Below are 26,742 nucleotides of genomic sequence, written 5' to 3' on the forward strand. Positions count from 1 at the left end.
GGGGACGACGTTGGCCAAATGGCTGGACGGGCTGGAGTCGACCGTCGGCAAAGGAAACGGGGGACCGAAGCGGGTACGCACGCTGCGCTGGCTGCTCGTCATCGGCGGCATCGGAGCCGCGCTGATGCTCCTCAATTCGTTTCTGACGTTTCAGAAAGTGCCGCAGCAGCAGCAGGATCAGTCGCAGGCGAATGCGCCGCCCAGCGAGCCGGCGTTGAAGTTTGGGAGCGACCCGAGCGACCCCTTCGAGGCCATCGAGCAGCCGCTCGAAAGCCGCTTGAAGGAAATGCTCGAGCACATCGTCGGCGTCGGTCCCGTGGACGTCATGGTCACCGTCGACTCCACCGAAGAAGCGGTCGTGCAGATCGACGAGAAGGAAGCGCAGCAGATTACGAACGAGACGGACAAGAACGGCGGCAAACGGACGATCACCTCGATCACGAAAGAGGGACATGTCGTCCTGTACGATACGGACGGCGACAGCGCGCCGATCATCGTCAAGCGGATCCAGCCGAAAATCAGGGGCGTGCTCATCGTCGCCCAAGGCGCGGAGAACGGCACGGTGCGCAGGCTCATCATCGACGCCGTGGAGAAGGGTCTCAACGTTGCGGTGAACCGAATCTCGGTCATCCCCCGCAAGCATCAATAGATTCCAAAGGATTACAATTAAAAGGGAGGCTGTACAGGAATGAATAACAAAAGGCAAACGGTTTGGCTCGTGTCGATGCTCAGCTTGATGGTGATTTTGTCCGCGTATTACCTGTTCACGGAAGACGTCAGCACGCCGTCGAACGACATCGTGACGACGGACGGCGCGGGGCAGCAAGGCGCGAAGAGCGACGCCACGGAGGCATCCGGCTCGGCGGCCGGCAACGACGCCATCGTCACGAACGAAGTGACGGACGGCGGCGCGGATGCCGGCAACGCGGCGGACCAAGCGGCGGCGGACAGCGCTTCCGCGGACGATCAGGCTGCGGGCGGCGCTTCCGCCGCGAACGGCGGCACGGCGGAAAACGCGGCAAGCGGCGGCAAGGACGCGGCCAAGTCGGACGAAGACGTGCTGAAGGAAATGGCAGAAGCGGGCGGCGTGGCGACGAGCGTGTTCAGCCAGCTGCAGGAGCGGCGGGACGACAGCTACTACGACGAATTCAACAAGCTGATGGGTCAAGTGTCGGACACGAAGCTGAGCGACAAGGACGCCGCCGCTTCGATGGAGCAGCTCGACTTGCTGGAGGACAAGAACGCGAAGATCACGGCGCTTGAGGAAGAGCTCTCGAAGCAGTTCGGCAACGCAGCCGTTGTCCCAGACGCGAACGACCGCTACAAGATCGTCGTGCAGAGCGACAAGCTCGAGCGCAGCCAGGCGGACAGCATCCTGACGACGGCGATCGAGGAGCTCGGCTTGACGCCGGACCAGCTGACGATCCAGTACGTGAAGTGACGCCGGGCGGGCCCCGGCGCCGGATTCCCCGGCGCCCGGGGCTTTTTCCGTGCCGGGCCCGTCCAAATTGGGGGCTTCGTGTTCGGCCGGAGTTATGCTATAATATGATTTGCTATGCGCAGGCACGGAGAGGACAAGCGCCTTCCGGCGGCCGCGAACGAAGCGCTTACATATAAACGAGCACGAAGCGTCCCGCAGCGAGGATGCAAAAACTTTTAGGAGTGAAACGATGTTTAAACTGAGCGAGATTAAAGAATTGATCAAGCTAATCGACGGGACCTCGGTCCATGAGCTCGAAATCGAAAACGACGGCGCGCGTCTCATGATCCGCAAACCCGGCAAAACCGAAGTGGTGAACGTCCAGCAAGGCGCGCCTCTCGTTCCTACATATACGCAGGTTTCCCCGCCCATCGTCGAGGTGCAGCAAACCGCGCCGCAGAACGCGGGACAGGCCGCTCCGGCCCCGGGCGCCGCGAACAGCGGCTACCACCAGATCGTATCGCCGATGGTCGGCACCTTCTACCGCGCGTCCTCGCCGGACAAGCCGCCGTACGTCAACGTAGGTGAGCGCATTAACGAAAAATCCATCGTCTGCATTCTCGAAGCGATGAAGCTGATGAACGAGCTCGAGGCGGAAGTGCGCGGCGAGATCGTCGAGATTCTCGTCGAGAACGGACAACTTGTCGAGTACGGACAGCCGTTGTTCCTTGTCAAGCCGGAATAAGCCGTTCCCGGACCGGGACGACGCCGGAAACATCGGACACGAGAGGAGCTTTTACCCGTGAAATTCAACAAAATCCTGATCGCGAACCGCGGCGAAATCGCCGTTCGCATCATACGCGCCTGCCGCGAGCTTGGCATTGAAACCGTTGCCGTGTACTCCGAGGCCGACCGCGAATCGCTTCACGTCCGACTAGCGGACGAGGCGTACTGCATCGGTCCCGTCGCGTCCAAGGACAGCTATTTGAACCTGACCAACATCATGAGCGTGGCGACGCTGACCAATTGCGACGCCATTCATCCCGGCTACGGCTTTCTCGCGGAAAACGCCGATTTCGCGGAGATTTGCGAATCGTGCGGCGTGACCTTCATCGGTCCGTCCCCGACGGCCATCAGCAAAATGGGCGACAAATCCGTCGCCAAATCGACCATGAAGGAAGCGGACGTGCCGATCATCCCGGGCTCGGACGGCTTGGTCGAGGATTTGGACGACGCGGTGCGCGTCGCCCGCGAAATCGGTTACCCTGTCATCATCAAGGCGACGGCGGGCGGCGGGGGCAAAGGCATCCGGATCGCCGAGGACGAGGAATCGCTCGTTTCCCAAATCACGACGGCGCAGCAGGAAGCCCAGAAGGCTTTCGGCAACGCCGGCGTTTACCTCGAGAAATATTTGACCGGCATGAAGCACGTCGAGATTCAAATCATGGCCGACAAGCACGGCAACGCCGTCCACCTGTTCGAGCGCGACTGCTCGATTCAGCGCCGCCGTCAGAAGCTCGTGGAGGAAGCGCCCTGCCCGGTGCTCAGTCCGGCGCTTCGCGAGCGGATGGGGCAAGCAGCGGTCCGCGCCGCGCTGGCGGTCAACTACGCGGGCGCCGGCACGCTCGAGTTTTTGCTCGGGCCGGACGGCAACTTTTACTTCATGGAGATGAACACGCGGATCCAGGTCGAGCATCCCGTGACCGAGATGATCACGAACGTCGATCTGATCAAGGAAATGATCTCCGTGGCCGAGGGCAATCCGCTCTCCTTCACGCAGGACGACTTGAAGATCAACGGATGGGCGATCGAGTGCCGGATCAACGCGGAGGACTCCGAGCGGAACTTCATGCCTTCGCCGGGACAGATCCAGTTCTACCTGGCGCCGGGCGGCCCGGGCGTCCGCGTGGACAGCGGCGCCTATCCGGGCTATACGATCTCGCCGCACTATGATTCTATGATCGCCAAGCTGATCGTGTGGGGACCGACCCGCGAGGAGGCCATCGCGCGGATGAAGCGGGCGCTCTCGGAATTCGCGATTGACGGCATCCGGACGACCATTCCGTTTCACCTGAAGCTGCTGAACCATCCGATGTTCCTGAAGGGCAACTTCGATATCAAGTTTCTCGAGGAGCACGACGTCAACAACCCCGAAGAATTCGCGCTGGAATAGGCCGTGAAACAAGTTCCGCGGCGTTTGTCATATTTCCGCCAGAATGCTATAGTATAGGAATAAGAAGCGGATAAGCTATCGGCTGGCGGCTGAGGCGCGCAACTTAACGGGAGGTGTAGGATAACCATGAGTACGCTGGCAGCGGACTATGAAAGAACGGACATGGGGACTATTCAAATCGCACCCGAAGTCATCGAAATCATTGCGGGTCTCGCGACGATCGAGGTACAAGGCGTCGCGGGCATGAGCGGCGGATTCGCCGGCGGGATCGCCGAGCTTCTGGGCCGCAAGAACCTGGCCAAAGGCGTGAAGGTCGAAGTCGGGCAGCGCGAGGCGGCGGTCGACGTGTCCATTATCGTGGAGTACGGCAACCGGATTCCGGAGATCGCTTCGGACATTCAACGCAACGTCAAGCGCTCGATCGAAATGATGACCGGGCTTCAGGTCGTCGAAGTCAATGTTCATATTCATGACGTTCATTTCAAAATCGCGGAGAAGACCGAGGCGGAAGACCCGCAGCTTCGTCTCAAATAATCCTCTCGTAGACACGAATGACTCATACCCCCTAGTGGTTGGGCTTGCCGCTCGGCGCTAGGGGGTTTTATCTACGAATGGGAGCACCTGCCCGAGTCTTCGGGCGCTGCTTGCATTTCGATGGGAAGAACCGCCCCAAGGAGGCATCTGACGTTGATTAGAGTGTTGGACAAGCTGCTGTTGTTTCTCTACAGTATCGCCATCGGGGCCGTCGCGGCCGTTGCGTTCAGCGCGGGCGTATATTGGTTTCCGGAAGAGTGGCTGAGCAATCTCGTACATAATCTGTACAACGGCGACATGCGCTGGCTGCAGGTGACGGTCGTCACGGCGGCGGCGGTCGTCTTCCTCATCAGCTTGCGGTTCTTCTATATTGCGCTTCGGCCGAGTAACGCGTCCGCCCCGTCGATCGATCAGCGGACGGAGTTCGGCGACATCCGCATTTCGCTAGACACGGTCGAGAATTTGGCGCTCAAGGCGGCCGCGCGCCAGCGCGGCGTGAAAGACCTGAAGGCGCGGATCCGCATCGGCGAGGCTGGCATCGAGGTGTCGCTGCGCGCCATCGCGGACGGCGAAAGCTCCATTCCGACGCTGACGGAAGACATTCAGCGCGCGGTCAAATCCCATGTCGAGGAAATCACGGGCATTCCCGTCGCGAGCGTGTCCGTCTACGTGGCGAACATCATCCAAACCGCGAATTTTAAAAGCCGGGTCGAATAGGGGTGGTGCCGATGTGGAAGGAAATTTGGACAACCTATGGCGGACGGATCGCCGGCGTGTCCGTCGGCGTTATTCTCGGGCTTCTTTATTTTATCGTCGGTTTTTGGGATATGCTGTTTTTCGGCCTGCTGTTATGGGCCGGTTATGCCATCGGTAAGATGAAGGACGCCCAGCGGGGACCGATCATTCCGTGGCAGCAGCTCGTGGAATGGCTGACGGAGCGATGGCGGCCGTTCAAATAACGCTATGGTCTCCTCCGTACCCCGGACAACGCGGCAGCCGTTCGGGGCAGGGAGGAGATCATAATTTGAAATCCGATCTGCCCCTCGCCTGCGAGGGGTTGCGTTCGGATTTCGCTTCGGCACGACGGGTCGCCGCCCGGTAGTAGGGTCGGCGAACGGTGCCTTGACGAATTTTAAGGAGCGGTCAGAGAACAGATGAAACGAAGGTTAGCACGGGAAATCGTGGTACAGAGCTTGTACCAAATGGAAATGAACGAAGAGGCGACGACGTCGTCGGCCGTGGACATGCTGGTGGACGAGGTCCACGACGAGAACGAGATCGAGGCGGACGCGGCGGACGTCGGCAAAGTCGACGAGTATATCCGCAGCCTGCTTCAAGGCGTCGTGGAACATAAAGCGGCGATAGACGACATGCTGCAGCATTACTTGACGGGCTGGCAGGTGGACCGTTTGTCGCGGGTGGACCGCCAGATATTGCGGCTCGCCTGCTACGAGCTGGTATTCCGGGACGACGCGCCGCCGAAGGCGGTCATCAACGAGGCGATCGAACTGGCGAAGCATTTCGGCACGGACGAATCCGGCAAGTTCGTCAACGGCGTGCTCGGGCGCCTGCTGCAGGCGCTGGACGAGCTTAAGCCGAAGGCTTGAGGCGCGTCCGGCTCGATGGAGAGACAAGCCCCTTGCGCCCGTCCGGCGTAAGGGGTTTCCGATACTACAGCCCTTCGGGGCGTTACATAGGAGTGATCGAAGTGACAGCACAACGCATCGAAGGTAAAGCCATTTCCGACGCCATCCGGATCGAAATCGCCGAGGAGACGGCGAAGCTGGCGGCGAAAGGCATCGTTCCGGGCCTGGCCGTCGTTCTCGTCGGCGAAGACCCGGCATCGCAAGTTTACGTCGGCAACAAAGAAAAAGCCTGCCATCAACTCGGGTTCTACTCCGAAGTGCATCGCCTTCCGACCGCGACGTCGCAAGAAGCGCTGCTCGACCTGATCGACAAGCTGAACCGGCAAAGCACGATCAACGGCATTCTCGTGCAGCTCCCGCTGCCGAAGCATATCGAGGAGAAGGCCGTCATCGACGCGATCAGCGCGGAGAAGGACGTGGACGGATTCCATCCGGTCAGCGTCGGCAATCTCGTCATCGGCGACGACAGCCTGCTTCCGTGCACGCCTGCGGGCGTCATCGAGCTGATCAAGCGGACGGGCGTCGACATCGCCGGTAAGCACGCCGTCGTGATCGGCCGCAGCAACATCGTGGGCAAACCGGTCGCCATGCTGCTGCTCCGCGAACACGCCACCGTGACGATTTGCCATTCCCGTACGGCCAACATGGCGGACATCGCCAAGACGGCGGACATTCTCGTCGTCGCGATCGGCAAGCCGAACGCCATCGGCCGCGACTACGTCAAGCCGGGCGCCGTCGTGATCGACGTCGGCATCAACCGGCTCGATACCGGCAAGCTGGTCGGCGACGTCGATTACGACGACGTCTTGAACAACGCCGGTTACATTACGCCGGTACCGGGCGGCGTCGGCCCGATGACGATTACGATGCTGATGCAAAACACGCTGAAAGCCGCGAAGCGGCAGCAAGCGGCGAAGGAGTGAATCTCGTACGATGGCTGACCGAACGCGCGTCTTTTCGATTAAGGAAATCAACCGCTACATCGGGATGAAGCTGGAATCGGACGATCTTCTGAGCGATGTTTGGCTGCGCGGCGAAATTTCCAATTTCACGCATCATTCCAGCGGCCATATGTATTTCACGCTGAAGGACAAGGACAGCCGGCTGAAATGCATCATGTTCGCTTCCCATAACCAGCGCCTGGCCTTCATGCCGAAGGAAGGCGCCAAGGTGCTGGCCAGAGGCAACGTGTCCGTCTACGAGCGGGACGGCAATTATCAATTCTATTGCACGACGATGCAGCCGGACGGAATCGGCAGCCTATACATGGCTTACGAGCAGCTGAAGCGCAAGCTTCAGGACGAAGGCTTGTTCGATCCGGCGCGCAAGCGTCCGATTCCGAAATTCCCGAAGGCGATCGGCGTCATTACCTCCGCGACCGGCGCTGCCGTGCGCGATATTCTGATCACGCTGCAGCGCCGACACCCTTCCGTGCCGGTGCTGCTTTTTCCCGTTTCCGTACAGGGGAAGGGAGCCGCGCCGTCGATCGTCCGGGCGATCGAAACGATGAACCGATTGGCGGAGGTCGACGTATTAATAATTGGCCGCGGCGGCGGATCGCTCGAGGAGCTGTGGGCGTTCAACGAAGAAGCCGTCGCCCGGAGCATCGCCGCATCGCTGATCCCGGTCATCTCGGCGGTCGGCCACGAGACGGATTTCACCATCGCGGATTTCGTCGCCGACCTGCGGGCGGCTACGCCTACGGCCGCTGCGGAATTGGCGGTGACGAGCGTGCACGAGCTGAAGGCGCAGCTGGCCCGAACCGAATCGCGTCTCGTGCACGTGCTGCGCCAGACGCTCCTTAGCCGGAAAGAACGGCTGTCGCGCGCGCGACGCTCGCCGGTCTTCGTGAATCCGCGCCGGTACGTGCTGCAGCAATCACAGCGGCTCGACGTGCTGCGGGAGCGGCTGCGGCATCGCGCGATCCGGCTGTCGGAGCGGAACGGCGAACGATTCGCGCGCCTGCAGGCGGCGCTGAACCGGTCGCATCCCGGAAGCAGGGCGGCAGCTGCGGCGAAGCAGCTCACGCAGGCGACGGCGCGGCTCGAAGCGGGCATGGCCGGCGGCCTGAAGGCGAGGCGGCTGCAGCTCGTCGCTTCGATGCGGCAGCTGGACGCGCTCAGCCCGCTTAAAGTCATGGCGCGCGGGTATAGTCTCGTATACGACGAGCAGGGAAAGAAGCTGGTCAAGTCGGTCGCGGACGTTCAGCTCGGCGATCTGGTCAAGGTGCACGTGACGGACGGCCAGCTGGAATGCCAGGTATGGGCAATGAAAGGGGAGGCGTAAGCGATGGCAGCGAAGGAAAAAGTCGCGGTACAGGAGGAACTCAGCTTCGAAGCCGCCATGGAGCGCCTCGAGGACATCGTCGGCATGCTGGAGAGCGGCGACGTTCCGCTCGAAACGGCGATCGAGCTGTTCCAGGAGGGCATGAAGCTGTCCCAGCTTTGCGGCTCCAAGCTGGAGCAGGTCGAACGGAAGATCGAGACGCTGATCGAATCCGAGAACGGCCTGCAGCGAAAACCGTTTGCGCCCGCAAACGAAGACAGAGGGGACGACAGGTGAAAACTTCACTTTCGCTGAACGACTACTTGAACCGGTCCGTCCTTGAAATCGAAGAAGCGCTGAGAGGCGCCATTCCGGAAGAATGGGACGTTCCGCCCAAGCTGCGCGAGTCGATGATGTACTCCTTGGAGGCCGGAGGCAAGCGGCTGCGGCCGATTCTCGTGCTGAGCGCGGCGGAAGCCGTCGGGCGCGAGGAGCACGCGCGCAAGCTTGCGATGCCGGTCGCTTGCGCCGTCGAGATGATCCATACGTATTCGCTGATTCACGACGACCTGCCCGCGATGGACGACGACGATTTCCGCCGGGGCAAGCCGACGAATCATAAGATTTACGGCGAAGCGATGGCCATTCTGGCCGGCGATGGGCTGCTGACGCATGCCTTTTTCGCGGCTACGCAGTCCGTCGCATTGGGCGCGCAGCCGGAGACGGTGCTCGCGATTGTCTCGGATCTGGCCAGATTGGCCGGCGTGCCGGGGATGGTCGGCGGGCAAGCCGCGGATATTCAGGGCGAGCAGGGCATCACGTCGCAGGAAGAGCTTGAATACATCCACATGCACAAGACGGGGGATCTGCTCGTGTTCTCGGTGCTGGCCGGCGCCCGGATCGGCGGCGCGTCCCCGGAGCAGCTGGAAGCGCTGCAGCGCTTCGCGCGCAAGCTGGGTCTGGCCTTCCAGATCCAAGACGACATTTTGGATCTGATCGGCGACGCGGCGAAGCTGGGCAAACCGGTGCAAAGCGACGTGGAAGAGCGGAAAGTGACGTATCCGTACTTAATCGGCATGGAAGAGAGCGAGAAGCTCGTCGTGCGGCTTACGCAGGAGGCGAAGCAAGCACTGGTCGAGGCGAACCTCGAGACGCCGGATACGCTGCTCGCGATCGCCGATTATTTGATGAGCCGAGACCACTAGAATCCCGGCCGCGTGTGTTTCTGCCACGAATTATGATATAATTTAGCCACGTTTGACGATTGTCGGTTAACGAGGGCTGTATGGCCGGGAAAGCGAGGAAACATCGTGTTGCTTGAACATATCAACGAGCCCAAAGATTTGAAGTCCTTGTCGATCGCGCAGCTGGAGCAGCTTGCGGGCGAGATCCGCACCTTCCTCATCGAGAAGCTGTCGGCGACCGGCGGACATCTGGCTCCCAACCTGGGAGTCGTCGAGCTTACCTTGGCGCTGCACTATTTGTTCGACAGCCCGAAGGATAAGTTCATTTTCGACGTCGGACATCAATCGTACGTCCATAAAATCCTGACTGGCCGCAGGGATCAGTTCGATACATTGCGCAAATATAAAGGGCTGTGCGGCTTCATCAAGCGCGCGGAAAGCCCGCACGACGTCTGGGAGGCGGGGCACAGCAGCACGTCGCTGTCTGCGGCCATGGGCATGGCGCTCGCCCGTGACCTCAAAGGCGAGAAGAACAAAGTCGTCGCGATCATCGGCGACGGCGCGTTGACGGGCGGGATGGCGCTCGAGGCGCTTAACCACATCGGCCACGAGAAGAAGAACCTCATGGTCATCTTGAACGATAACGAGATGTCGATCGCCCCGAACGTCGGTGCGCTGCACCATTATCTCGGCAAAATCCGGACGGACCGCCACTACCAAAAGGCGAAGGAAGAGCTGAACCAATTCCTGAACAAAATTCCGGCGATCGGGGGCCGGCTGGCCAAAACCGCGGAGCGGCTCAAGGATAGTCTGAAGTATTTGCTCGTGAGCGGTATTTTGTTCGAGCAGTTCGGCTTTACGTATTTCGGGCCGGTCGACGGCCATGACTTGAATCAGCTCACGGAGCTGATCGATCAGGCGAGCCGAGTGCCGGGACCCGTGCTCGTGCATGTCATTACGATAAAGGGCAAAGGCTACTCGCCGGCAGAAGCGGACTCCTTTAAGTGGCATGGCGTATCGACTCCTTACAAAATCGAATCCGGTCAAATGCTCAAAGTCGTTGGTCCGCCGATGTATACAGAGGTGTTCAGCGATGCATTGATGGAGCTGGCCGAGAATGACGAACGGATCGTAGCGGTCACGCCGGCCATGCCCGGGGGCTCCGGCCTGCTGAAGTTCGCCCAGCGGTTCCCGGACCGGATGATCGACGTCGGCATCGCCGAGCAGCACGCGGCGACGATGTGCGCGGCGCTCGCGATGGAAGGGCTGAAGCCGGTGTTCGCCGTCTACTCGACATTCCTGCAGCGCGCATACGACCAGGTCGTCCACGACATCTGCCGCCAGAACACGAACGTCGTGTTCGCGATCGACCGGGCCGGCTTCGTTGGTGGGGACGGAGAGACGCATCAAGGCGTTTACGATATGGCATTCATGCGCCACATTCCGAACATGGTGCTGATGATGCCGAAGGACGAGAACGAGCTGCGCCGGATGATGAAGACCGCGATCGATTACGACGATGGCCCGATCGCCGTCCGCTACCCACGCATCAACGGGCTCGGCGTGCCGATCGACGAAGAGATGACGCCGATTCCGATCGGCACATGGGAAGTGGTGCGCGAGGGCGAATCCGCGGTCATCGCCGCGATCGGCCCGATGATTCCGGTCGCCGAGGAAGCGGCGGAGCTGCTGAAGCGCGAAGGCTTGAACGTTCGCGTCGTCAATGCCCGCTTCGTCAAACCGCTCGACGAGGAGATGCTGCACCGGATCGCGGACGAAGGACTGCCGATGCTCGTGCTGGAAGAAGGGGCGGAGCTAGGCGGTCTCGGCAGCGCCGTGATGGAGTTTTACTCGCTGCACCGCCGCGACGGCGCGCATGTCCGCATTATGGGCGTGCCGGATATTTTCGTCGAGCACGGATCCGTGAAGGAGCAGCGCCAGGAAGTCGGTTTGACCGCCGAGCACGTCGCGACGGAGCTGAGCACGCTGCTTCCGCGGGTGCGCAAGCGCGTAACCGGACAGGTATAGAACACAGGAGATTTCGAACCGATGACAATAGCAAAAGAACGAATCGACGTGCTGCTCGTCGAGCAGGGTTACTACGACAGCCGCGTCAAAGCCAAGGCGGCGCTCATGGCGGGTCTCGTCCTCGTGGACGGCGAGCGCATCGAGAAGAGCGGCATGAAGGTGCCGCGGACCGCCTCCATCGTGGTCAAGGGCGCGCTGCATCCTTACGTCAGCCGCGGCGGCCTGAAGCTGGAGAAGGCGATCAAGCAATTCGGATTGGACCTCGAAGGCGCGGTCATGCTGGACATCGGCGCTTCGACCGGCGGATTCACGGATTGCGCGCTGCAGCACGGCGCCTCGTACGTCTACGCCCTCGATGTCGGCTATAACCAGCTGGACTGGTCGCTGCGGCAGGACGAACGCGTGAACGTCATGGAGCGAACCAATTTCCGATACACGGTTCCCGAAGATCTCAAAGGACCGCGTCCGACGTTCGCGACGATCGATGTTTCCTTTATTTCGCTGAAATTGATTTTGCCCACCCTCGGTACGCTGCTCGAACAGGGAGCACGCGTCGTCGCGCTCATCAAGCCGCAGTTCGAAGCCGGGCGCGAGAAGGTCGGCAAGTCGGGCGTCGTCCGGGAGCCGGCTACGCATCGGGAGGTGCTGCAGCAGGTGCTCGGGTTTGCGGCTGGAATCGGCTACGAGCTGGAACGGCTGACGTTCTCGCCGATTACGGGCGGCGAAGGCAATATCGAATTTTTGGCGTATTGGCGGTGGGAGCCGGGTCGTCCCGGGACGGTTCCGGACGAAGCGGCGATCGCTTCGCTCGTCGAGGAAGCCGCGTCCGCATTCGCTTAGAAGAAGTCTTTCGTGAGGCATCACGCCGCATGAAAGGCTTTTTTTGCTGATTTTTTGGTTCACCCCCCTTTGCATAATGCCCATTATTTGATAAGATAAGAACAAAAGCAAACACTTGTTCGGGACTCATATGTTCCCCTCGACAGGATTTTGACCGCGGGCCACGAAATGGTACAGTGGCAATCATTTCGATCGCGGGAGGTCCTGCATGGGAGACTACGGGGATTGGCTGGTCATGATCGTCGCCGGCGCGCTGCTGGTTTACTGGCTGTATCGGCTTTTTTACCGCTGGCTGCACGAGCCGCCGGGATTGAACACGAAGCTCCTCTTGAGCGAGACGGATGACGTTATGGAAGACGACGTGAACGTGCAGCTGCTCGAGAAGGCCGGCTACGAGGTGACGCACGGCAAGTACCGCGTTCCGCTGACGATCGATTTGGACGGTACGACGCTGTACAGCCGGTTGTTTATCGACTTGATTGCCGAGAAAGACGGCAAATACTATATTGTGAAGACGGCGCGCGAGCGAAAGCCCATCGATTGGACGGGCAGCGGCGTACGGGACCGGCTGCTCGTGTACGCGCTGCTGATGCCGAAATGCGAAGGGGTCCTGTTCGTGGATCACAAGGAGTCCGTCATACGGACCATAACGTTTAAATTCGGTTCTTAACCAAGAGGAGGATGTACATGAAGAGCGTTCGGCAAATGAAAATACGCGAGCTCATCTCGAACCAAATCATCGAAACGCAGGACGACTTGGTCGACTCGCTTCGCAACACGGGTCTGCAAGTGACGCAGGCAACCGTGTCGCGCGACATCAAGGAAATGCAGCTGGTCAAAGTGCCCATCGAGGACGGCCGGTACAAGTATTCCATTCCGCAGGAGACGCGAACGCATTCCATTTCGAAGCTGAAGCGCACGTTGTCCGATCATTTTCTGCATATCGATTTTACAGACAACCTGGTCGTCATGAAGTGCTTGCCGGGCACGGCCAACGCGATCTGCGCCATGATCGACAACATGGAGTGGGTCGAAGTCATGGGGACGATTTGCGGCGACGACACGATTCTGATTATTTGCCGCAGCAAGGAGCTTAGCTCCGAGATTGTAGACCGCTTGCTCGGATTGATGAATTAAGTCACGCTAGGCCGATCAACGATTACCTAATTCGCTAAGGAGGAGAGCGACGATGCTTCGCGAGCTGTCTATTCGCAATTTGGCTGTTATCGAGCAGGTATCTGTAAAGTTTCATGACGGGTTTCATGTTCTGACGGGGGAAACGGGAGCGGGCAAATCGATTCTGATCGATGCGCTCAGCCTGGTCGTCGGCGGCAGGGGCGCATCCGACATGGTCCGGTACGGCTGCGACAAAGCCGAAATCGAAGCCATGTTCGAGCTGCCGCAGGGACACCCGGTCTGGACGACCTTGACGACATTCGGGCTGCGGGCTTCGCACGAGGAAGGTCTTGTCGTCCGGCGGGAGCTATCCTCCCAAGGCAAGAGCGTCAGCCGCGTTAACGGACATATCGTCACGCTGTCCATGCTGCGTGAGATTGGCGAATGCCTCGTGAATATCCATGGCCAGCATGAGCATCAGTCGCTTCTCCGGACCGAGAAGCATTTGGATTGGCTGGATTCATATGCCGGCGACGCGGTGCAGGGCACGCTGGAATCTTATCGCGTCGTTTACAAACACTATGAGCAGGTTCGCGCGGAGCTCAAGAGCCTGGAAGAGACCACGCGGCAAAACATGCAGATGCTCGACCTATACCGGTTCCAGATCGAGGAGATCGCTTCGGCTCGCCTGAAGCCGGGCGAGGACGAGGACTTGGCCGAGGAGCGCCAGAAGCTGATGTCGTCCGTCAAGCGCCGGGATTCGGCAGCGGAGGCGTATAGCCTGTTGAACGGCAACAAGGGGCTCGACGCGATCAGCAAAGCGGTCGGCAAGGTGACCGATATCCGCGAATACGATCCGCAGGTTCTCGATCCGCTGCTGGAGCAGCTCCAGTCGGCGTTCTTCCAGCTCGAAGACGCGGTGTTTCAGCTTCGCGATTACCGGGACGGCGTGGAGTCGGATCCGGAACGGCTGACGTTGATCGAAGACCGGATCGATCTGATCAACAGCCTGAAGCGCAAATACGGCGAGTCGATTCCCGATATTCTCGCTTATCTGGGCAATATTCAAGCCGAGACGGACAAAATCGAAAATCGTGACGAGCATTTGGCCCGGCTCCAGCAAGAGCTCGTCAAGCATCAGACCGACTGCATGGCGCTCGGCGTTCAACTGTCCGGCTTGCGGCGCAAAGCGGCGGAGCGGCTCGCGACGGCGATCGAGAGCGAGCTGCGCCAGCTGCAGATGGATCGGACGACGTTCCGCGTCCTATTAGAGCAGTCGCCGGTCGGCGAAGGCTACAAACTCCATTCGAACGGCATCGACGAAGCCGTCTTCCTGATCGCGCCGAATCCGGGCGAACCGCTGAAACCGATCAGCAAAATCGCGTCCGGCGGCGAGATGTCGCGGATCATGCTCGCTCTAAAGACGATCTTCGCTTCCATCGACGAAGTGCCGGTGCTCATCTTTGACGAAGTCGATACGGGCGTAAGCGGCCGCGCCGCCCAGGCTATCGCGGAGAAGATGGCGCGATTGTCCAGCCAGTGCCAAGTGTTCTCCATTACCCATTTGCCGCAGGTGGCCTGCATGGCGGAACATCATTATGAGATCCGCAAAACCATCGTGTCGGAACGGACCTCGACGCGGGTAACGGAACTCAGCCATTCGAATCGGATCGAAGAGCTGGCGCGCATGCTAGGCGGCGTGGAAGTCACGGAAAAAACGCGCCACCATGCGCAAGAAATGCTTGACCTGGCTTACAAACAGAAGGGAGCATAAGAGAACCATTCAGGGAATGTTTTTGGCGACATAAAACAATAAGGGCAGGGATACCTTATAGGTACGCAAATGGCGAACCACCTTTCTCGTCAAGCGATTCAGCAGCAGGGAGCGTGAAGTCATTGAATGCCTATCAGCGGAAACGGTGGCTTGGTTTATTCCTCGTCATCATCGTCTGCATGCTTGGTCTATCCTCGCCAATCCAACATTTCGCCGCCTTTCCGAATGAAGTTCGCTTATTCTCGGGGCAATTGAAACAGCTGGATTACAGTATGCCCGTTCATGCGCAAGTAACATCCGATTCGCAGCTGCTTCAGATTAACGGTTCGAGCGGCCGCTCTACCTCCATTAATTTAAACAAGCCGGTGACGATTCAATCATCCAGCAGCGGCGAAACAACGCTCAAATTGAAATTATTCGGCAAAATTCCATTCAAGACGCTCAAAGTCAACGTCGTACCGGATCTGCGGGTCATACCGGGCGGACAAACCATCGGCGTCAAAGTGAAGTCCGCGGGCATCATGGTCGTAGGCCATCACCAAGTCGTCAACGATAAAGGAACGAAGGTTTCTCCCGGCGAAACGGCCAAATTGCAGCTCGGCGATCTGATCGTGCGCATCAACGGCAATTATGTCAATGAAGTTTATAAAGTGGCCAAGCTGGCCGAAGAAGCCGGTACCGCCAAAAAACCGCTTCAACTGACGGTCAAACGCGGCACAAGATTGTTCGAAACGAAGCTTTCTCCGGTCTACGATGCGGAAGACCGCGCCTGGCGGCTCGGCCTGTACATTCGCGACTCGGCAGCCGGCGTGGGCACACTGACATTCTATGCGCCGGATCAAGGCGTCTACGGAGCGCTTGGGCACGTTATAACCGACATGGACACGCAGACGCCGATCGAGGTGGGCGAAGGGCAAATTCTTCAATCCAACGTGACGTCGATCAATAAGAGCCAGAACGGCGAACCGGGGGAAAAACGGGCTCATTTCATCAAAGAAAGCAAAGTGCTTGGCAATATCGAACGCAACACGTCCTTTGGGATATTCGGCAAAATGAGGGAGCTCCCCGCGCACAGCTATAATCAGCAATCGATCCCGGTTGCATTCGCGGAAGAGGTGAAAGAAGGGCCGGCGCAGCTGCTCACCGTCGTGAACGGACAGAAGGTGGAGCGTTTCAATGTCGAGGTCGTGCACGTGACCCGGCAGCAATCGCCCGCCACGAAGGGCATGGTCATCAAAATTACGGATCGCCGCCTGCTGCAGCAAACCGGGGGCATCGTGCAAGGGATGTCGGGAAGCCCGATCATACAGGACGGCAAACTGATCGGTGCAGTGACGCACGTATTCGTTAACGACCCGACGTCGGGATATGGCTGCTTTATCGAGTGGATGCTGCAGGATGCTGGCGTGTTGCTGAAGACGACGAACTTAAATCTTAAGGCGGCCTAAGCCACCTTAAGATTTTTTGCTTCTCGCGGATATGTAGTAGCGGAAGTCGGAGATGTACGAAACGGGTAGTTGCGTAAGTTCATTCGCTGTACATAGGACAAGTCCAAGATCATGACTTGTCGAAAAATTTCGAACAATGATACATCATGTAATAAATTATTCATTATAAATCACATCGAATAAAAAATAAAGAAAAAGATTATTCGACAGAAGGAATTTTATACCCCATGTCGAAAATGTTTAACAAGCAGGAAAGACGTAAAGATGCTGCGTCTCAACCATTAGGATTTAAGTCTAAGGAGGACTATACCTTGCAAAGAATTGAAGTATTGTTGGCTGATGACAACCGTGAATTTACGACTCTGCTTTCCGAGTATATTTCCGAACAAAACGATATGACTGTAACGGGTGTCGCGTATAACGGCGAGGAAGTTCTCCGCATTCTGGAAGAAACGCGTCCTGATGTATTGATCCTGGATATCATCATGCCGCATCTTGACGGCCTCGGCGTGCTGGAGCGCCTGCGCGAAATGAATCTGCCGCAAATGCCGAAAATCATCATGCTGACGGCGTTCGGCCAAGAGAACATCACGCAAAAAGCCGTTCAGCTGGGCGCGTCGTATTACATTTTGAAACCGTTTGATATGGAAATTTTGGCGAACCGCATCCGGCAGCTGGTCGGCAATCCGACGGTTATCTCATCGTCGTACACCGCCTCGGCCTCGTCCGCCTCGGCAACGAAGTCCAACGTCGTTCCGATCGCCAAAGGAAAAAACCTCGATGCCAATATTACGAGCATCATTCACGAAATCGGCGTACCCGCTCACATCAAAGGGTATCAATATTTGCGCGAAGCGATTACAATGGTATACAACAATATCGAAATTTTAGGCGCGATTACGAAGACGCTGTATCCCGCGATCGCCGAGAAATTCAAAACGACGCCTTCCCGCGTCGAACGCGCTATCCGCCATGCGATCGAGGTCGCTTGGACGCGCGGCAACATCGACAGCATCAGCCACTTGTTCGGCTACACGATCAATATCAGCAAGTCGAAACCGACGAACAGCGAGTTTATCGCGATGGTCGCCGACAAGCTGCGGATCGAACACAAAGTATCTTAGAACGACACGCTATTACGAACGATTCATTCGATTGGATGGAGCGCCGCTCCCGCGAGTCACTCGCGGGCAGTGGCGTTTCGCGTTGTTCAAGCATCTAGGGGGATTGTTTTCTTGTGGCATCGTTGACATCTACTTCCGCTCCTTCGTGGAAACGACTTACCGTCTTATTGTCCGTCACGCTCATCTCGGGCTTCAATCAGGGGCTGCTGCTCCCCCTGCTTGCCATTCTTCTCGAGCAGCAAGGCGTCTCGTCGGATATGAACGGCCTCAACTCCATGGCGCTGTATATCGGGACATTCGGCATGATGTTCTTTATCGAGAAGCCGATTCGCCGGTTCGGGTATAAGGCCGGCATCCTCGCGGGCATCGCGCTCGCGGGAACGGCCACGCTGCTGTTCCCGGTCTTCTCCGGCGCATTATGGATCTGGTTCATTCTGCGGATCGCCGTCGGCATCGGCGACAGCGCGCTCCATTACTGCGCGCAGCTCTGGATCGTCAGCAGCGCTTCGCCGCAGCGCCGCGGCCGGGTTATTTCGCTTTATGGCATGGCTTACGGCATCGGCTTCAGCCTCGGCCCAATCGGCATTAACCTGGCGAATGCAGCCAGCTGGATGCCATTCGCACTGAACGCGGCGCTGTTCGTGCTCGTCGCCTTCTTCATGCTGCCGCTCGGCAGGGAGTACCCCGAAGCCGCGAAATCGTCCGCCGAGAGCGGCAATCGTTTTTGGCTGGTTTATCGTCTGGGATGGTTCGCGTTATTGCCGGCCATCCTGTACGGCTTGCTGGAATCGACGATGAACAGCAATTTTCCGCTCTACGGGCTCCGAATCGGGCTCAGCAAAGAAACGATATCGATGCTGCTGCCTGCTCTAGGCATCGGCAGTCTGGTCGTCATGTTCCCGCTCGGCATACTGAGCGACCGGATCGGACGCAAACGCGTCCTGATGGGCTGCGCGTTGTCGGCGGGCCTGGTCTTTTTCGCGGTGCCGCTTGCCGGCAGCCAGGTGCCGTTGTTGTTCGTCCTGCTGTCGCTGGTCGGCGGCTTGGTCGGTTCGTTCTTCTCGCTCGGATTGGCCTACGCGGGCGATGTGCTTCCGCGGAATCTATTGCCGTCGGCCAACGTCATCGCATCGATCCATTTCAGTATCGGCAGCCTGCTCGGTCCGAGCGTGGGGGGAGCCAGCATACAATACGTATCGACCCAAAGCGTGTTCCTGCTGCTGGGCGGAGCGTTTGCGCTGTTCGCCCTGCTCGGGCCGCTGTTCCGGAGCGCCGGCGGGGAAGCGGCCGTCAATTCGAATTCGGTCGTATAACGGGTTCCCGCCTGCGTATCCTTTTGACAGGGCCGTTCGTTTACGCAGTGTAAGCAAACCAAACGGATAAGGAGGTGCATGCCCATGACGAAACTTCAGCCATCCGGGGCCGTGGAAGATCTGCGGTTCACGCTGTATCGATATTGCCTGTCGCTGACGCGCTCTGCCTGGGACGCGGAGGATCTCGTGCAGGAGACCTGCCTGCGGGCGCTCCCGGTCATGAACGGGTCGGTGGCGCATCCGAATCCGACGGCGTATTTGCTCCGCACAGCCAAAAACATCGCCGTCGACCAATCGAGGCGGAAGAAACGCGCCGAGCGCGCGCTCGCGGCCATGCAGCGCAGCGAAGCCGCCCTGAGCCGTTTCTATGGCGATTCCGCGGAATTGACAGCGATGCTCGGACTGCTGCTCGGTCATTTATCGCCGCTCCAGCGGACCGTGTTTCTGCTGAAGGAACTGTTTGGCTTCAAGAACGGCGAGGTCGCGGCGAAGCTGTCGACGTCCGAGGGCGCGGTGAAGGCGGCGCTTCACCGGGCGCGGATCGCCGTCGAGAAGCTGAAGCTCGGGGCGCGGTTTCGCGATCCGGATCAGCCGAGCGCGCCGGCGGCGGACGTCGACGAAAGCTTGCTGTCGGCCTACGTGAACGCCGTGCGGCACGGCGATCCTCAAGCGCTCGTCGTCCTCGCGAACGCCGAAGCGCAGATCATCGACCCGGTGGAAGCGGTCAGCCGGCTTAGCCAGCGGTTCGCGCCCTCGGATATCGCCTCCTCCTCGTCCGTTACGATGCGGTTTGCTGCGTAACCGAACGAGGAGGGAATGCGCATGAATTTGACGCCTTACGTTATCGAAACGACCAATCGGGGAGAGCGGAGCTACGACATTTATTCCCGGCTGCTGAAGGACCGGATCGTCATGGTCAGCGGCGAGATCGAGGACCATATGGCCAACGCCATCGTCGCGCAGCTGCTGTTTCTGGCGGCGGACGACCCGGAGAAAGATATTCAACTGTATATCAATAGTCCGGGAGGCTCCGTCACCGCGGGCTTCTCGATCTTCGATACGATGCAGTTCATCAAGCCGGACGTCTCGACGATCTGTACCGGGTTCGCCGCCAGCTTCGGGGCGATCCTGCTCGCCGGCGGCGCGAAAGGCAAACGATTCGTCCTGCCGAACAGCGAAGTCATGATCCACCAGCCGCTCGGCGGCGCAAGGGGGCAGGCGAGCGATATTCAAATCCATGCCAGCTGGATTTTGAAGACGCGGGCGAAAATCAACGCGCTGCTCTCGCACCATACGGGACAATCCGTAGAGCAGATCGAACGGGACTCCGACCGCGACCGGTTCATGAGCGCGGAGGAGGCGGTGGCGTACGGCATCGTCGACCGCGTCATCGCGTCGAACGGGGCTGCTTCCTGATGCGAAGGGCCGGCCGTTGATAGGCGGAACCATGTGCAAGCAAATGCGCGAACGATAGCGCAAGCAAAAGGGCAGGCTTTCCGCACCGCGGAGAACCTGCCCTTTTGCACTGCCGTCTTAGGGCGCGAGGAGCGCGCCGATACGGACCGGCATGTTGTGTAAGCCATTGTCAAATTACGATTGCGGCCGCGGCGGACGCGGACGCTTCTTGCGGAAGCGGGGCGCGACATAATTGCGCTTGCGGTCGCGGAAGAACGTCCAGCCGCCGATAAAGCCGACGCCGAGCAAAAACAGCGCGAGACCGGCGATAAAGCGCCACCATTCGAACGGATGAACGACTGAAGCATCGTCTCCGAAGGAAGCGAAGAAATGAAAGATCGCATCTTTCATGAGCAGAAAACCGTACGTGGCGCCGAGACCCGGAATCACGAGCAGCAGAACCGCGATGAACCGAATGAGAACTTGCTTCATTTCTGTTTGAACCCTCCCGTTGCCTTGCGGAAAAACGCTTCTACGATATTCATCATACCTTTTCCGCGCAGGGCTGTCCATTTGGAAAAACCGCCGGAGTTTTCCCGCGGAACGAAAACAGGTACAATAGGGAGTAGACCAGCTTGACCATATGGAGAGGGGAACGACCATGACGATCGCGTGCGACATTGCCATCATCGGCGGAGGCATCGCAGGATACACGGCGGCCATCAAGGCCGCGCAGGCGGGGAAGAAAGCCGTCATTATCGAGAGAGAGAAGCTCGGCGGCACGTGTTTACATAAAGGCTGCATCCCGAGCAAGGCGCTGCTGCGGAGCGCGGAGGTATTCGCCACGCTGCGCAAGGCCGACACGTTCGGCGTTCAGGTGGACGGTACCGTGACGCTCGATTTTGCCAAGGTGCAGCAGCGCAAGAGCGGCACGGTCGAGAATCTGTACAAAGGCCTGCAATACTTGATGCGCAAGCATGACATCACCGTGCTTCAGGGGAGCGGGACCGTCATCGGCCCGTCGATCTTCTCGCCCAAGAGCGGCAGCGTAGCCGTGGAGCTGGCGGACGGCGAGATGGAGACGGTCGTGCCGGCGCATCTCATCCTCGCGACGGGCTCGCGGCCGCGCCACTTGAAAGGGCTCGAGCCCGTGGAAGGCCAGATCATGTCGAGCGACGAAGCGCTGGAGATGGACAAGCTGCCGAAGTCGATGCTCATCGTCGGCGGCGGCGTCATTGGCGTGGAGTGGGCGTCCATGCTGATCGACTTCGGCGTCGAGGTGACGCTGGTGGAATCCGCCGCACGGCTGCTGCCCGGCGAGGACGCCGACGCTACGGCCGAGCTAACGAAGCAGCTGCGCCGCCGGGGCGTACGGATATTAACCGGCATCCAATTGAAGCCGGAAACGTATACCTTTAGTGACGGCACAGGTATCATTACGGCGGATACGGCCGACGGGCCCGTCATCTTGACCGCGGAGCGGCTGCTCGTCTCGGTCGGCAGACAAGGGAACGTCGAGGGCATCGGCCTGGAGAATACCGACGTCCGCGTCGAGAAGGGCGCGATCAAGGTCAACGCGTACTTCCAAACGAACGAGCCGCATATCTATGCCATCGGCGACGTGACGGGAGGGATGCAGCTGGCGCACGCCGCCGCGCACGAGGCGATCGTCGCGGTCGGCCATATTCTCGGCGGCGCCGAGCAGGCGCCGGAGCATGCCCGCATTCCGCGGGCGATCTACGCGAAGCCGGAAATCGCGTCCATCGGCCTGACGGAGGACGAAGCCGGCAAACAAGGACATGCTATCAAGGTCGGCAAGGTGCCGTTTCAGGCGATCGGCAAGGCGCAAGTGCTCGGCGAGCCGGAAGGCTTCGCCAAAGTGATCGCGGACGCGAAGACGAACGACCTGCTCGGCGTCCACATCGTCGGCCCGCATGCGACGGACCTGCTGTCGGAAGCGTCGCTCGCGATGCTGCTCGACGCTGCTCCATGGGAAGTGGCGCAGGCCATTCACCCGCATCCGACGCTGTCGGAGGTGCTGGGCGAAGCGATGCTCGCCGTCGACGGGAAGGCGCTATCGATCTGAAGCGCAACGCGCCGCGGGGAAAACAGGCAAAACGAGGCAGCATTTCCTTTTGTCCCAAAGTCGGTTATAATGGGTATAGGCAAGTCTTAGTACCTGGTTATAATAGCAGCTAAAAGGAGGGCGAACCTCATGACTCAATCCGAATCCGCAGTCAAGCAGCCGAAGCATGCGGCGCTTGGACTCACGGACGAACAAGTGCTCGAGATGTATAAGCTGATGTTGATGGGCCGGCGTTACGACGAGCGTTGTCTTCTGCTCCAGCGCGCGGGGAAGATCAAATTCCACGTCTCCGGCATCGGTCAGGAGGCGGCGCAGGTCGGGGCCGCTTTCGCGCTTGACCGCGAGCAGGATTACTTTTTGCCCTATTACCGCGATTACGCGTTCGTACTTTCGGTCGGCATGACCTTGCGCGAGCTGATGCTCAGCCTCTTCTCCAAGGCGGCCGATCCCAACAGCGGCGGGCGTCAAATGCCCGGTCATTTCGGTTCCAAACGGCTTCGCATCGTCACGGGCTCGAGCCCGGTCACGACGCAGGTTCCGCATGCCGTCGGCATCGCGCTCGCGGCGAAGATGAAGAAAAAAGAGTTCGTCAGCTTCGTCACGTTCGGCGATGGTTCGAGCAACCAAGGCGATTTCCATGAAGGCGCCAATATGGCGGGCGTGCACAAGCTGCCGGTGATATTTCTGTGCGAGAATAACCAATACGCGATTTCCGTGCCGCTGCACAAGCAGGTGGGTGGCCGCATCGCCGACCGCGCGCTCGGCTACGGCTTCCCGGGCGTCACCGTCGACGGCAACGATCCGCTTGAAGTATACGGCGCCGTGAAAGAAGCGCGGGAGCGCGCGATCCGCGGCGAAGGGCCGACGCTGATCGAAGCCGTCATGTACCGGCTGTCGCCGCATTCCACGTCCGACGAGGACACGGCCTACCGGACGAAGGAAGAGATCGAGATGCACCGCGACAAGGACGGCCTTTCGAAGTTCAAGCAGTATCTGATCGATTGCGGCGTGTTGGACGATGAGCGCGACGCCTTGCTGCAGCAAGAAGTGAAAGCGGCCGTCGACGATGCGACGGCCTACGGCGACAAAGCGCCGTTCCCCGAGCCGGAAGACATCCTGTATCACGTCTATCACGGCGACGATGCAGGCAGAGGAGGGCGCTAATATGCCGAAAATGGACTATATTGATGCCATCCGCCTGGCCATGAAGGAAGAGATGGAACGCGACGAGGACGTGTTCGTGCTCGGCGAGGACGTCGGGTACAAGGGCGGCGTCTTCACGACGACGAAAGGGCTGCTGGAGCAGTTCGGCGAAGACCGCGTGCTCGACACGCCGCTGGCGGAGTCGGCCATTGCCGGCACGGCCATCGGCGCGGCGATGTACGGCATGAAGCCGATCGCCGAGATGCAGTACGCCGACTTCATGTTCCCGGCCACGAACCAGATCATCAGCGAAGCGGCGAAGATCCGCTATCGATCCAATAACGACTGGAACTGCCCGCTCGTCATCCGCGCGCCGATCGGCGGCGGCATTTTCGGCGGCCTGTACCATTCCCAATGCCCGGAATCCGTGTTCTTCGGAACGCCGGGGCTCAAGATCGTGGCGCCCTATACGCCGTATGACGCGAAAGGGCTGCTGAAGGCGGCCGTCCGCGACCCGGACCCCGTCCTTTATTTCGAAAATAAAAAATGCTATAAACTCGTGAGCGGCGACGTGCCGGAAGGCGACTACACAGTCGAGATCGGCAAGGCGAACGTGCTGCGCGAAGGCGACGATATCACCGTCATCAGCTACAGCCTGCCGCTGCATTTCATCATGGAAGCCGCGGCCGAGTTGGAAGCGGAAGGCATCACGGCGCATGTCCTCGACCTGCGCTCGCTGCAGCCGCTTGACACGGAAGCGATCCTCGAGGCCGCGCGCCGCACGGGCAAAGTGCTGATCGTGCACGAGGACAACAAATTCGGCGGCATCGGCGCCGAAGTGTCCGCGATCATCGCGGAAGAGATGCTCTACGAGCTCGACGCGCCGATCATGCGGCTGTGCGGCCCCGACGTGCCGGCGATGCCGATCAATCCGCCGGGCGAGAAATTTTTCATGCTGAACAAGGACAAAGTGAAGGAAGCCATGAAGCGCCTGGCGGTGTACTAGGGAGCGAGGGCGCCGACATCACGCATACGTTTAGGAGTGGTCGGAATGAAAACAGTGACGGAAATCGTCATGCCGCAGCTCGCCGAATCGCTTGTCACCGCGACGATCGACAAATGGCTCAAGCAGCCGGGCGATAGTATCGACATGTACGAGCCGATCTGCGAAATTATAACGGATAAAGTGAACGCCGAGCTTCCCGCGACCGTGCAGGGCCGGCTGATCAAAATCCTCGTCGGCGACGGCGAGACGGTGCCGGTGGGCACGCCGGTCTGCCTGATCGAATCCGACGGGGAGGGCGCAGGCGACGCCGCCGGCGCGCCGGCAGAAGCCGCGGATGCGCCGCCAGCCGTGCCGGCGGCGAGCGTGAGCAGCGGCGACCGCGCCGCCGTACGCGCGCAAGGACTGGCCAGCCGCGGCGAGACGGACGGCGACGACAGCATGCGCCACCGGTTCTCGCCCGCGGTCCAGCAGCTGGCCGTCCAGCATAACGTCAATCTGACGTACGTGCAGGGGACGGGACTCGGCGGCCGGATCACGCGCAAGGATGTGCTGGCGTACATCGAGAACGGCCGCGGCGCCAAGCCTGCGGCATCGGCGTCCTCCGCGCCGCAGCCGCCCGCGGCCATGCCGAACTTGAACTCCAAGGAGCCGGTGCGCTCGACGGGCATTCACCTGTCGGAGACGCCGCGCATTCCGAAGGTGGAGATCGAAGGGCATCAGCTGCCAGGCCGAAGCGAGTACTTCATCGACGTCACGCCGGTGCGCAACGCCATCGCGCGCAACATGCGACAGAGCGTGACCGAAATCCCGCACGCCTGGATGATGATGGAGGTCGACGTCACCAATCTCGTCACCTTGCGGAACAAGCTGAAGGAAGACTTCATGAAGCGCGAGGGCGTCAACCTGACCTATTTGGCGTTCTGGGTGAAAGCCGTCGTCAACGCGATCAAGGATTTCCCGATCATGAATTCCGTCTGGGCCGTCGATAAGATCATCGTCAAGCGCGACATTCACATCGGACTGGCCGTCGGCACGGAGGACGCGGTGAAGGTGCCCGTCATCAAGAACGCGGACCAGAAGAACATCGCCGGGCTCGCCCGAGAGATCGAGGATCTCGCCCGCAAAACCCGCGAAGGCAAGCTGACGCTCGCAGACATGGAAGGCGGCACGTTTACGGTCAACAACACGGGCTCCTTCGGATCCATTCTGTCTTATCCTATCATTAACTATCCGCAGGCCGCGATCGTGACGTTCGAGTCCATCGTGAAGCGGCCGGTGGTCATCAATGACATGATCGCCGTCCGGTCCATGGCGAACATCTGCTTGTCCCTGGATCACCGGATTCTGGACGGCGTCATATGCGGGCGGTTCCTGCAGCGCGTGAAAGAAAATTTGGAAGGCTTCACGTTGGATACGAAGCTGTATTGAAACGAGGCGAACAAGCGATGACAACGAACGTGAACGCGATCGATGTGCGGTACGTGCCCATGATGGGGTACGCCGAAGCTTGGGACCTGCAGAAAGCGTGCGTGAAGGAGATCGACAAGGGGGAGCGGCGCGAGTCGCTGCTCCTTCTTCAGCATCCGCCAACCTATACGGTCGGCTCGCAGAAGCATCCCGAGCATTTGTTATATTCCGAGGAGGAGCTGGCGCAGCGCGGCATCGGCCTGTTCCAGATCGACCGGGGCGGGGACATCACGTACCACGGCCCGGGCCAGCTCGTCGGCTACCCGCTGCTGTACCTGGACAGCGCGAATCTGGATTTGCATCAATACTTGCGGGATTTGGAGCAGGTCATCATCGATTGGCTGGCCGGCTACGGCGTCGCCGGCGGCCGCAAGCCCGAGTATACGGGTGTCTGGGTCGGCGACGAGAAGATCGCGGCAATCGGCGTGAAATTCAATAAAGCGCGGGCAAGGCGGGGATTCGTGACGAGCCACGGCTTCGCGCTGAACGTGAAGGCCGGTATCGCCCAGGACGGCTTCAAGGGCATTATCCCGTGCGGCATTCAGGAATACGAGGTAACGTCGTTCGCGGACGTGACCGGCCTCCACCGAAGCGTGGAGCAGGTGGCGTCGGAGCTGCTGCCGTACTTCTGCCGGCAGTTCGGCCGGACGGTCGCGCGGCTGGAAGGGTTACTCGAAAACCCAGCCGATGCCGATCAGCAGCGTGGAAATCAAGAGGGACGCGATTAGCACCCAAATAAATGCTTTCATCATGGCGTTGGGACGCATGGCGGCAGGATGC

Annotated in this window: 28 protein-coding genes; 27 read left to right on the forward strand and 1 reads right to left on the reverse strand. The window is 59.7% G+C overall.

The window, feature by feature from the left end; translation table 11 throughout:
• Nucleotides 1–10 precede the first annotated feature (10 nt).
• From spoIIIAG to clpP, 22 genes are all read left to right on the forward strand, one after another.
• Entirely contained in the window at nucleotides 11–649 is a 639-nt protein-coding gene (gene spoIIIAG / locus ACFPB1_RS03740; RefSeq protein WP_379222031.1) for a stage III sporulation protein AG, read from the forward strand.
• Nucleotides 650–688: 39 nt separating this feature from the next.
• Nucleotides 689–1,441 carry a SpoIIIAH-like family protein gene (locus tag ACFPB1_RS03745; RefSeq protein ID WP_379222033.1) on the forward strand — a complete coding sequence of 251 codons (753 nt, stop codon included), beginning with the start codon at nucleotides 689–691 and terminating at the stop codon, nucleotides 1,439–1,441.
• A gap of 229 nt (nucleotides 1,442–1,670) precedes the next feature.
• Nucleotides 1,671–2,165, forward strand: coding sequence for an acetyl-CoA carboxylase biotin carboxyl carrier protein (gene accB / locus ACFPB1_RS03750; protein ID WP_379222035.1), 495 nt, complete (start codon nucleotides 1,671–1,673; stop codon nucleotides 2,163–2,165).
• Between the two features lie 57 nt (nucleotides 2,166–2,222).
• Complete coding sequence (gene accC, locus ACFPB1_RS03755) at nucleotides 2,223–3,593, forward strand: acetyl-CoA carboxylase biotin carboxylase subunit (protein WP_379222037.1); 1,371 nt, start codon at nucleotides 2,223–2,225, stop codon at nucleotides 3,591–3,593.
• Between the two features lie 126 nt (nucleotides 3,594–3,719).
• A complete protein-coding gene (locus ACFPB1_RS03760; protein WP_379222039.1) occupies nucleotides 3,720–4,127 on the forward strand; it encodes an Asp23/Gls24 family envelope stress response protein in 408 nt (135 codons plus the stop codon).
• Between the two features lie 153 nt (nucleotides 4,128–4,280).
• Nucleotides 4,281–4,844, forward strand: coding sequence for an alkaline shock response membrane anchor protein AmaP (gene amaP / locus ACFPB1_RS03765; protein WP_379222042.1), 564 nt, complete (start codon nucleotides 4,281–4,283; stop codon nucleotides 4,842–4,844).
• 11 nt (nucleotides 4,845–4,855) lie between these two features.
• Complete coding sequence (locus ACFPB1_RS03770; protein ID WP_379222044.1) at nucleotides 4,856–5,086, forward strand: DUF2273 domain-containing protein; 231 nt, start codon at nucleotides 4,856–4,858, stop codon at nucleotides 5,084–5,086.
• 195 nt (nucleotides 5,087–5,281) lie between these two features.
• Entirely contained in the window at nucleotides 5,282–5,734 is a 453-nt protein-coding gene (gene nusB / locus ACFPB1_RS03775) for a transcription antitermination factor NusB (RefSeq protein WP_379222046.1), read from the forward strand.
• Between the two features lie 101 nt (nucleotides 5,735–5,835).
• Nucleotides 5,836–6,696: a bifunctional methylenetetrahydrofolate dehydrogenase/methenyltetrahydrofolate cyclohydrolase FolD gene (folD, locus tag ACFPB1_RS03780; RefSeq protein ID WP_379222048.1), complete on the forward strand. Its 861-nt coding sequence runs from the start codon at nucleotides 5,836–5,838 to the stop codon at nucleotides 6,694–6,696.
• A gap of 10 nt (nucleotides 6,697–6,706) precedes the next feature.
• A complete protein-coding gene (gene xseA, locus ACFPB1_RS03785; protein ID WP_379222050.1) occupies nucleotides 6,707–8,059 on the forward strand; it encodes an exodeoxyribonuclease VII large subunit in 1,353 nt (450 codons plus the stop codon).
• 3 nt (nucleotides 8,060–8,062) lie between these two features.
• Complete coding sequence (gene xseB / locus ACFPB1_RS03790) at nucleotides 8,063–8,335, forward strand: exodeoxyribonuclease VII small subunit (protein ID WP_379222052.1); 273 nt, start codon at nucleotides 8,063–8,065, stop codon at nucleotides 8,333–8,335.
• The gene (locus ACFPB1_RS03795) at nucleotides 8,332–9,243 is read left to right on the forward strand and encodes a polyprenyl synthetase family protein (protein ID WP_379222054.1); all 912 of its coding nucleotides are present in this window, start codon (nucleotides 8,332–8,334) and stop codon (nucleotides 9,241–9,243) included. The genes xseB and ACFPB1_RS03795 overlap by 4 nt, the downstream gene beginning before the upstream one ends.
• 105 nt (nucleotides 9,244–9,348) lie before the next feature.
• Nucleotides 9,349–11,250 carry a 1-deoxy-D-xylulose-5-phosphate synthase gene (dxs, locus tag ACFPB1_RS03800; RefSeq protein WP_379222056.1) on the forward strand — a complete coding sequence of 634 codons (1,902 nt, stop codon included), beginning with the start codon at nucleotides 9,349–9,351 and terminating at the stop codon, nucleotides 11,248–11,250.
• A 21-nt stretch (nucleotides 11,251–11,271) separates the two neighbouring features.
• A complete protein-coding gene (locus ACFPB1_RS03805) occupies nucleotides 11,272–12,090 on the forward strand; it encodes a TlyA family RNA methyltransferase (protein ID WP_379222058.1) in 819 nt (272 codons plus the stop codon).
• 208 nt (nucleotides 12,091–12,298) lie between these two features.
• Nucleotides 12,299–12,760: a hypothetical protein gene (locus tag ACFPB1_RS03810; RefSeq protein ID WP_379222060.1), complete on the forward strand. Its 462-nt coding sequence runs from the start codon at nucleotides 12,299–12,301 to the stop codon at nucleotides 12,758–12,760.
• Nucleotides 12,761–12,777: 17 nt separating this feature from the next.
• Nucleotides 12,778–13,227 carry a transcriptional regulator AhrC/ArgR gene (gene ahrC, locus ACFPB1_RS03815; RefSeq protein ID WP_379222063.1) on the forward strand — a complete coding sequence of 150 codons (450 nt, stop codon included), beginning with the start codon at nucleotides 12,778–12,780 and terminating at the stop codon, nucleotides 13,225–13,227.
• Nucleotides 13,228–13,279: 52 nt separating this feature from the next.
• Nucleotides 13,280–14,980 (forward strand): DNA repair protein RecN, encoded by a 1,701-nt coding sequence (gene recN / locus ACFPB1_RS03820; protein WP_379222065.1) that lies wholly within the window; start codon nucleotides 13,280–13,282, stop codon nucleotides 14,978–14,980.
• A 122-nt stretch (nucleotides 14,981–15,102) separates the two neighbouring features.
• Nucleotides 15,103–16,428, forward strand: coding sequence for a SpoIVB peptidase (gene spoIVB / locus ACFPB1_RS03825; RefSeq protein ID WP_379222385.1), 1,326 nt, complete (start codon nucleotides 15,103–15,105; stop codon nucleotides 16,426–16,428).
• A gap of 311 nt (nucleotides 16,429–16,739) precedes the next feature.
• A complete protein-coding gene (spo0A, locus tag ACFPB1_RS03830; protein WP_379222387.1) occupies nucleotides 16,740–17,552 on the forward strand; it encodes a sporulation transcription factor Spo0A in 813 nt (270 codons plus the stop codon).
• 113 nt (nucleotides 17,553–17,665) lie between these two features.
• Complete coding sequence (locus ACFPB1_RS03835; RefSeq protein WP_379222067.1) at nucleotides 17,666–18,865, forward strand: MFS transporter; 1,200 nt, start codon at nucleotides 17,666–17,668, stop codon at nucleotides 18,863–18,865.
• A gap of 84 nt (nucleotides 18,866–18,949) precedes the next feature.
• Complete coding sequence (locus ACFPB1_RS03840; RefSeq protein ID WP_379222069.1) at nucleotides 18,950–19,666, forward strand: RNA polymerase sigma factor; 717 nt, start codon at nucleotides 18,950–18,952, stop codon at nucleotides 19,664–19,666.
• Nucleotides 19,667–19,687: 21 nt separating this feature from the next.
• A complete protein-coding gene (gene clpP, locus ACFPB1_RS03845; RefSeq protein ID WP_379222071.1) occupies nucleotides 19,688–20,281 on the forward strand; it encodes an ATP-dependent Clp endopeptidase proteolytic subunit ClpP in 594 nt (197 codons plus the stop codon).
• 174 nt (nucleotides 20,282–20,455) lie between these two features.
• Here clpP and ACFPB1_RS03850 read toward each other — a convergent pair whose 3' ends face one another.
• Complete coding sequence (locus ACFPB1_RS03850; protein ID WP_379222073.1) at nucleotides 20,456–20,752, reverse strand: DUF2627 domain-containing protein; 297 nt, start codon at nucleotides 20,750–20,752, stop codon at nucleotides 20,456–20,458.
• 169 nt (nucleotides 20,753–20,921) lie between these two features.
• On the opposite strand from ACFPB1_RS03850, the gene lpdA reads away from it, so the two are divergent.
• The 5 genes from lpdA (at nucleotide 20,922) to lipB (ending at nucleotide 26,690) form a co-directional block, all read left to right on the forward strand.
• Entirely contained in the window at nucleotides 20,922–22,346 is a 1,425-nt protein-coding gene (gene lpdA, locus ACFPB1_RS03855) for a dihydrolipoyl dehydrogenase (protein ID WP_379222075.1), read from the forward strand.
• Nucleotides 22,347–22,475: 129 nt separating this feature from the next.
• On the forward strand, nucleotides 22,476–23,510 hold the full coding sequence (locus ACFPB1_RS03860) for a thiamine pyrophosphate-dependent dehydrogenase E1 component subunit alpha (RefSeq protein ID WP_379222077.1): 1,035 nt from the start codon (nucleotides 22,476–22,478) through the stop codon (nucleotides 23,508–23,510).
• Between the two features lies 1 nt (nucleotide 23,511).
• A complete protein-coding gene (locus ACFPB1_RS03865) occupies nucleotides 23,512–24,495 on the forward strand; it encodes an alpha-ketoacid dehydrogenase subunit beta (protein ID WP_379222079.1) in 984 nt (327 codons plus the stop codon).
• A 45-nt stretch (nucleotides 24,496–24,540) separates the two neighbouring features.
• The gene (locus ACFPB1_RS03870) at nucleotides 24,541–25,923 is read left to right on the forward strand and encodes a dihydrolipoamide acetyltransferase family protein (RefSeq protein WP_379222081.1); all 1,383 of its coding nucleotides are present in this window, start codon (nucleotides 24,541–24,543) and stop codon (nucleotides 25,921–25,923) included.
• A 17-nt stretch (nucleotides 25,924–25,940) separates the two neighbouring features.
• A complete protein-coding gene (lipB, locus tag ACFPB1_RS03875) occupies nucleotides 25,941–26,690 on the forward strand; it encodes a lipoyl(octanoyl) transferase LipB (protein WP_379222083.1) in 750 nt (249 codons plus the stop codon).
• The last annotated feature ends 52 nt before the right edge of the window (nucleotides 26,691–26,742 follow it).

Origin of the sequence: Paenibacillus sp. GCM10023250, from assembly GCF_042653205.1 — a bacterium.
In the GTDB taxonomy this organism is placed as follows: Bacteria; Bacillota; Bacilli; order Paenibacillales; family Paenibacillaceae; genus Paenibacillus_Z.

What these genes read in the sequence shown, in the direction of transcription:
- recN (WP_379222065.1), top strand. Translation starts at nt 13,280, where the DNA reads ATGCTTCGCGAGCTGTCTATTCGCAATTTGGCTGTTATCGAGCAGGTA.
- ACFPB1_RS03860 (WP_379222077.1), top strand. Translation starts at nt 22,476, where the DNA reads ATGACTCAATCCGAATCCGCAGTCAAGCAGCCGAAGCATGCGGCGCTT.
- lpdA (WP_379222075.1), top strand. Translation starts at nt 20,922, where the DNA reads ATGACGATCGCGTGCGACATTGCCATCATCGGCGGAGGCATCGCAGGA.
- ACFPB1_RS03840 (WP_379222069.1), top strand. Translation starts at nt 18,950, where the DNA reads ATGACGAAACTTCAGCCATCCGGGGCCGTGGAAGATCTGCGGTTCACG.
- ACFPB1_RS03865 (WP_379222079.1), top strand. Translation starts at nt 23,512, where the DNA reads ATGCCGAAAATGGACTATATTGATGCCATCCGCCTGGCCATGAAGGAA.
- ACFPB1_RS03810 (WP_379222060.1), top strand. Translation starts at nt 12,299, where the DNA reads ATGGGAGACTACGGGGATTGGCTGGTCATGATCGTCGCCGGCGCGCTG.
- ACFPB1_RS03850 (WP_379222073.1), bottom strand. Translation starts at nt 20,752, where the DNA reads ATGAAGCAAGTTCTCATTCGGTTCATCGCGGTTCTGCTGCTCGTGATT.
- clpP (WP_379222071.1), top strand. Translation starts at nt 19,688, where the DNA reads ATGAATTTGACGCCTTACGTTATCGAAACGACCAATCGGGGAGAGCGG.
- nusB (WP_379222046.1), top strand. Translation starts at nt 5,282, where the DNA reads ATGAAACGAAGGTTAGCACGGGAAATCGTGGTACAGAGCTTGTACCAA.
- xseB (WP_379222052.1), top strand. Translation starts at nt 8,063, where the DNA reads ATGGCAGCGAAGGAAAAAGTCGCGGTACAGGAGGAACTCAGCTTCGAA.
- ACFPB1_RS03770 (WP_379222044.1), top strand. Translation starts at nt 4,856, where the DNA reads ATGTGGAAGGAAATTTGGACAACCTATGGCGGACGGATCGCCGGCGTG.
- lipB (WP_379222083.1), top strand. Translation starts at nt 25,941, where the DNA reads ATGACAACGAACGTGAACGCGATCGATGTGCGGTACGTGCCCATGATG.
- ahrC (WP_379222063.1), top strand. Translation starts at nt 12,778, where the DNA reads ATGAAGAGCGTTCGGCAAATGAAAATACGCGAGCTCATCTCGAACCAA.
- ACFPB1_RS03760 (WP_379222039.1), top strand. Translation starts at nt 3,720, where the DNA reads ATGAGTACGCTGGCAGCGGACTATGAAAGAACGGACATGGGGACTATT.
- ACFPB1_RS03870 (WP_379222081.1), top strand. Translation starts at nt 24,541, where the DNA reads ATGAAAACAGTGACGGAAATCGTCATGCCGCAGCTCGCCGAATCGCTT.
- ACFPB1_RS03805 (WP_379222058.1), top strand. Translation starts at nt 11,272, where the DNA reads ATGACAATAGCAAAAGAACGAATCGACGTGCTGCTCGTCGAGCAGGGT.
- accB (WP_379222035.1), top strand. Translation starts at nt 1,671, where the DNA reads ATGTTTAAACTGAGCGAGATTAAAGAATTGATCAAGCTAATCGACGGG.
- ACFPB1_RS03745 (WP_379222033.1), top strand. Translation starts at nt 689, where the DNA reads ATGAATAACAAAAGGCAAACGGTTTGGCTCGTGTCGATGCTCAGCTTG.
- xseA (WP_379222050.1), top strand. Translation starts at nt 6,707, where the DNA reads ATGGCTGACCGAACGCGCGTCTTTTCGATTAAGGAAATCAACCGCTAC.